Here is a 5,541-nt window from a genome sequence, read left to right as displayed (position 1 = left end):
GACGCCTGCCTGGCCTCGGTGCTGAGCCAGCGACCGGGCACCTCGGCGATCGCGCTCCCCTACGACACCGCACTCGCGCTGCCCGGTTCCCTGCACCCGGAGGGCTTCGCGCCGAGCACGCGGGACGCGGTTCGGCGTCTCGGGGACCTGCTCGGCGGGTTGGATCGGTAACGGTTCCGGCAACCGTTTTCGGGCTGCCAAACCGCCCCGACGCCGCCCCAACCGTCCCCTCTGCTGTTCAACCGTCCGTTGAGCCGCTCAACCGTTGGAAAGAGGCATAACCGTCGCGCATGCGGGACGGTCATGCCTCTCCGGAACGGCTGTGCGGCACAAGGGACGGCCATGCGGCAGGGCAGACGGCCATGCGGCAGGGCAGACGGCCGTGGCGCACCACGGACGGTCAGGACGGTCAGGCCGCCGGCGCTCCCTCGTGTTCCGCGGCATCGGGGGCCGCAGGGGTCGGGAACTCGTGGCGCGAGCGGCGCGTCGCGAGGAACGTCCCCGCGAGAACCAGGACGGCGCCGGCACCGATGAGCGGTGTGAGCGGATCGCCGCGGAGGCTCACACCGAGAGCGAGGGCGACGACGGGGTTCACGTACGCGATCGCGGTCGCCCGGGCGGGGCCCGCCTCGGCGATGAGCCGGAAGAACAGCAGGAACGCGAGCGCCGTGCACAGGAGCCCAAGGAGCACGAGCGATCCGACGGCCGTGAGCGAGGGCGCCGTGGAAGGCCACGTCGCGGCCGCGAACGGAGCCGAAATGAGCGCCGCGATGGTGAGGCACACCGCCGTCATCGGCAGGGCCGGCACGTCCCGCAGCTTGACCGCGGCGACCTGGGGCGCGATTGCGTAGCCCACGGCCACGAGGAGCATCTCGACCACGGGCCACGCGCCGGAAGACTCCATGCCCCCGCCGCCAAGCGCCGCGACGCCGCCCACGGCAACGACGAGGCCCAGGACGCGGAGGCCGCCGATCCGCCGCTCGAGCCCGATGATGCGCGCGACGACGAGCGCGAGCACGGGCGCAAACGCGATGAGCAGCCCCGCGAGGGAGCTCGAGAGATGCCGTTCGGCGTCACTCAGGAGGAACCACGGGCCCACCATCTCGAGCAGCGCGAACGCGAGCACGGGCCAGCGGTGGGCCCACACCGCGCGCAGCTGCCGCCACGCGAACGGCAGAAGGACGACGGCGCCGATCGCCGTGCGCGAGAACACGACCATCGCGGGGCTCACCTCCGCGACGGACGCGCTGATGAGCAGATATGGGACGCCCCAGATGAGGCACATCGCAACGAAGAGGAGCCACGTGCGGCGCGTCATGGGCGCGCTCCGCGGAGTTCCAGAGGCTGGGTGAGATCGATCACCAGCCAACTGTAGGGCTCGGCACCGACAGTCTTAACCATTCGGCTGTGCCCGAATCCTCGTTCCGGTCTCGAAAGGAGTCCCCGGCAACCCCTTGACGAAAAAGTGATCGGTCACACATTATTTAGTGACCGATCACTTTTTCCGAATGCCCCTACCCCCAGAAGGGATCCGCGACGATGCGATCTGATCTCACCCGCAGGGAAACCCTCAAACTTTCGGTTGCCTTCGCGGCCTCCGCAGCGCTCCTCTCCGGCTGCAGCAACGCGAACTCGGCCTCGCAGGACACCGGCCCCGTGACCCTCCGCTTCTTCTGGTGGGGCGGCGACGCCCGGCAGAAGGCGTCGCAGGGCGTCATCGACGCTTTCCAGAAGGAAAACCCGAACATCAAGGTCACGGGCGAATTCAGCGACTGGAACGGCTACTGGGACAAGCTCGCCACCCAGGTCGCCGCGAACAACGCGCCAGACATCATCCAGATGGATGGGAGCTACCTCCGCGAATACGGCGACCGCGGGGCCCTCTTCGATCTCAAGAAGATCAACGGCCTCGACACGTCCGGCATCGACTCGAGCCTCCTCGACTCGGGGCAGGCCAAGGGCAAGCTCTACGCCCTCGTGACGGGCGTCGCCTCGCCGTCGATCGCCGCGAACCCGCAACTCCTTCAGCAGGCCGGGATCCCGATGCCGGACGATTCGACGTGGAGCTGGGATGACTTCAACCGCCTGGGCCAGCAAGTGGCCCAGAAGCTCCCCGGGATCGCGGGCATCATTCCAGGCTTCGACGACACCGCCCTCTACGTCTGGGCCGGGCAGCACGGGGACAAGGTCTTCGACGACAACGCCAACGTGGTCCTCAACCCGGACACCCTCGTCTCCTTCTGGAACAACCTGCTCGCGCTCATCAAGTCCGGCGCAACTCCGCAGCCGTCGGCGATCGTCGAAGATTCGACCGCGACGCTCAGCCAGATGCGGCTCGCGACCAACAAGGCCGCGTTCGCGCCCCTCTTCGACACCCAGCTCACCGCCTACTCGGCGGCCGCGGGCCACGAGCTCAAGCTCCTCCGGCCGCCCGGCGAATCACAGGCCAAGCCCGGCGAATACTTCAAGTCCTCGATGTTCTGGTCCGTGTCCTCCCGCACGAAGCACGCTGACGCCGCCGCAAAGTTCCTCGACTACCTCACCAACAGCAAGGCCGCGGGCGAGATCATGCTCACCGAGCGCGGCATCCCCGCGAACACGTCGGTCCGCAGCGCCATCACGCCCAAGCTCACCGCCACGGACAAGGCCGCGATCGACTTCACGAACGCGATCCAGGGCAAGGTCCAGCAGTCGCCCGCGATCGCCCCGGCGGGAGCCAGCGGGCTCGGCAAGCTCCTGACCCGCTACGCCTCCGACATCATGTTCGAGCGCAAGACCCCGGACCAGTCGGCCCCAGCACTCATCAGCGAACTCAAGTCCATGATCAAGAAGTAGTCCGAAAGCAGCCATGACACCCACAAGTACTGCCCCGATCGAGCCGAAACCCCTTCACTTCGCCATCATCGGCACGGGAGGCATCGCGAACTCCCACGCGAAGGCCCTGTCCGCCCAGCCGGGAGTCGTCCTCACCGCCGCCATCGACATCGATCCCGGGCGCTCCGCGGCGTTCGCCGAGAAGTGGAACATCGGCCACACCGCAGCGACGCTCGCCGAAGCACTCGAGAAGGCGGAGGTGGACGCCGTCGCCATCTGCACGCCGCCGTCGTCGCACGCCCCGCTCGCCCTCGACGCCCTCGAGCGCGGGGTCCACGTGGTGATCGAGAAGCCGCCCGCCCTCTCGCTGCACGAGCTTGCCCAGCTGCGCGAGGCCGAGGCCGCCTCCGCCGGCTCCGTGAGCTGCATCTTCCAGCATCGCTTCGGCGCCGCCGCCGAGCGCGTCCGCGGCCTCGCCGAAAGGGGCGCGCTGGGCAAGCCGCTCGTGGGGGTGTGCAACACGCTGTGGTTCCGCGACCAGGCGTATTTCGACGTCCCGTGGCGCGGCAAGTGGGACGTGGAGGGCGGCGGCCCCACGATGGGCCACGGCATCCACCAGTTCGACCTGCTCCTGCACCTGTGGGGCCCGTGGCGCGAGGTGACGGCCTTCGCCTCGAAGCTCGCCCGCCGGACCAACACTGAGGACGTCTCCGCCGCCGTCGTCCGTCTTGAAAGCGGCGCCCTAGTCACGGTGGTCAATTCGGTGATCTCGCCGCGCGAGTCCTCAGTGATCCGCCTCGACTACGAGAACGCGAGCATCGAGCTCGAGCACGTCTACGGCTACACGGACGCCGACTGGCGCCTGACCCCCGCAAAGGGGCACGAGGAGCTCGCCCAGGAGTGGCCCGAGTCCGGCGAGCCGTCGCGGAGCAGCCACGCGGACCAGTACACGGCGATCGTCGCGAGCCTGCGCTCGGGCGCCCCAGCCCCCGTGACGCTCGCGGAGGCGTCCGGAACGCTCGAGCTCGCGGCCGCGATCTACGCCTCGGCCCTGACCGGCAGGCCCATCACGAGGGGTGAGATCGCCTCGGGCAACCCCTTCTTCGAGCGCATGGACGGACTCCTCGACCCGTGGTCGATCGACTCCGAGCCGGTCGCCGCGGACCCTGCCGCCGAGGTCGCTGCCGAGGTCGAATCCGAGATCGCTTCCGAGGAGGTCAGCGCATGAGCGCCGCACTCCCCACGTGGCAGCACGACGAAGAGGCCGGTACCGTGACCGTCACGCTCGACGGCACCGACGTGGCCGTCTACACGTACCGGGCCACGGACGCGCAGCGCGAGTCGCCGCGCCCGTACTTCCACCCGCTCCGCACCCGCGCGGGCGAGACCGTCACCGTGTTCCGCCCCCACGATCACCTGTGGCACAAGGGGCTCGCGTGGTCCCTCCCCCACGTGAGCGGCGAGAACTTCTGGGGCGGGCCCACGTTCCGCCGCGACGAGGGCTACGTCCAGCTCGACAACAACGGCCGCATGGAGCACACCGGGTTCGCGGCGCTCGAGACGGCGGAGGACGGCCGATTCGTCCTGACCCACGAGCTCGTGTGGCACAGACAGGACGGCACGCCGGTCGTCGCGGAGACGCGCACGGTCAGCGTTCTGCCGGCCGAGGATCCGAGTTCGTGGACGCTCGTCTTCGAGAGCGACATGGAGAACATCTCGGGCGAAGACCTGCGCATCGGTTCCCCCACCACGGAAGGACGTCCGAATGCCGGCTACGGAGGCCTGTTCTGGCGCGGCCCGCGCTCATTCACGGGCGGCACGATCGTGGGCCCGGGCGGCGCCACGGGCGAGACCCTGCGCGGCACGCGGCACCCGTGGGCGGCCTTCGTGGGCCGGCACGACGAGACGGACGCCGCTTCGACGATCCTCATCGCGGACTATCCGGGCAACGGCCAGCACCCGCCCGAGTGGTTCGCCCGCAGCGAGCCGTTCGGGTGCCTCGGACCCGCGCCGTTCTTCAGCGAGGAGGTCCCGTTCGGCGCGGGCGAGCACCTCGTCAATCGCTACGCCGTGGTGATTTCCGACGGCGCGGCGGACGCGCCGCGGCTCGAGGAGCTCGCCTCCGCTGCCCGGGGCGCCTTCGAACGGACGACGGCGGCCGCGGCCTCGGGCGGGTCAGGCTCATGACCGGCGGAGCGCACGTCGGCTTCCCGGGCGGCACGGCGCTCACCCGGATCGACGTGTACGACTGGCCGGCGGAAGACGGCGCCGCGGGCGGAACGCCCCATCTCCACACGGCGTCGACCGAGGCCTACCTCGTGATCGGCGGGCGGGGGCGCGTCGAGACCCTCCGGCTGTCCGGCTACGAAGAGCACGAGCTCGAGCCCGGCAACCTCCTGTGGTTCAGCCCGGGGACGATCCACCGGCTCGTCAACCTCCACGACCTCCAGCTCCTCGTCGTCATGACGAACGCTGGGCTCCCCGAGGCCGGGGACGCGGTCATGACGTTCGCCGCGAGCGACGTGGCCGATCCCGAACGGTACGCGAAGGCCGCGGCCCTCGACCCCGCCGACCCCGAGGGCTCCGCCCAGCGACGGCGGGACGCCGCGCTCGCGGAATACGGCGTCCTCAAGGCGGCCGCCCGGCAGAGCGACTTCGGGCCCCTGCGAGAGTTCCAGGCGGCCGCCGCGAGGCTCGTCGCGCCGCGAGTTCCGCACTGGAAGGAGC

Annotated in this window: 5 protein-coding genes; 4 read left to right on the top strand and 1 reads right to left on the bottom strand. The window is 70.0% G+C overall.

Features of this window, described 5'->3' with window-relative positions; all coding sequences use genetic code 11:
• Positions 1-409: 409 nt before the first annotated feature.
• Positions 410-1,318, bottom strand: a complete 909-nt coding sequence (locus ACLN58_RS17025; RefSeq protein WP_415856437.1) for a DMT family transporter — start codon at positions 1,316-1,318, stop codon at positions 410-412.
• A gap of 221 nt (positions 1,319-1,539) precedes the next feature.
• Here ACLN58_RS17025 and ACLN58_RS17020 point away from each other — a divergent pair, with 221 nt between their 5' ends.
• From ACLN58_RS17020 to ACLN58_RS17005, 4 genes are all read left to right on the top strand, one after another.
• Entirely contained in the window at positions 1,540-2,835 is a 1,296-nt protein-coding gene (locus tag ACLN58_RS17020; RefSeq protein ID WP_415856436.1) for an ABC transporter substrate-binding protein, read from the top strand.
• A gap of 13 nt (positions 2,836-2,848) precedes the next feature.
• A complete protein-coding gene (locus ACLN58_RS17015) occupies positions 2,849-4,042 on the top strand; it encodes a Gfo/Idh/MocA family protein (RefSeq protein WP_415856435.1) in 1,194 nt (397 codons plus the stop codon).
• On the top strand, positions 4,039-5,001 hold the full coding sequence (locus ACLN58_RS17010) for a PmoA family protein (RefSeq protein WP_415856434.1): 963 nt from the start codon (positions 4,039-4,041) through the stop codon (positions 4,999-5,001). Before ACLN58_RS17015 ends, ACLN58_RS17010 begins: the two co-directional genes overlap by 4 nt.
• Positions 4,998-5,541: cupin domain-containing protein (locus tag ACLN58_RS17005; protein ID WP_415856433.1), on the top strand; the 544-nt coding region annotated here is incomplete at its 3' end. The genes ACLN58_RS17010 and ACLN58_RS17005, both read left to right, overlap by 4 nt.

This window comes from Sinomonas sp. G460-2, from assembly GCF_047759905.1.
Taxonomy (GTDB): Bacteria; Actinomycetota; Actinomycetes; order Actinomycetales; family Micrococcaceae; genus Sinomonas.
This window is presented reverse-complemented; position numbering and strand designations above follow the sequence as displayed.

Coding starts and splice junctions, on each gene's coding strand:
- ACLN58_RS17010 (WP_415856434.1), top strand. CDS start 4,039: ATGAGCGCCGCACTCCCCACGTGGCAGCACGACGAAGAGGCCGGTACC.
- ACLN58_RS17020 (WP_415856436.1), top strand. CDS start 1,540: ATGCGATCTGATCTCACCCGCAGGGAAACCCTCAAACTTTCGGTTGCC.
- ACLN58_RS17015 (WP_415856435.1), top strand. CDS start 2,849: ATGACACCCACAAGTACTGCCCCGATCGAGCCGAAACCCCTTCACTTC.
- ACLN58_RS17025 (WP_415856437.1), bottom strand. CDS start 1,318: ATGACGCGCCGCACGTGGCTCCTCTTCGTTGCGATGTGCCTCATCTGG.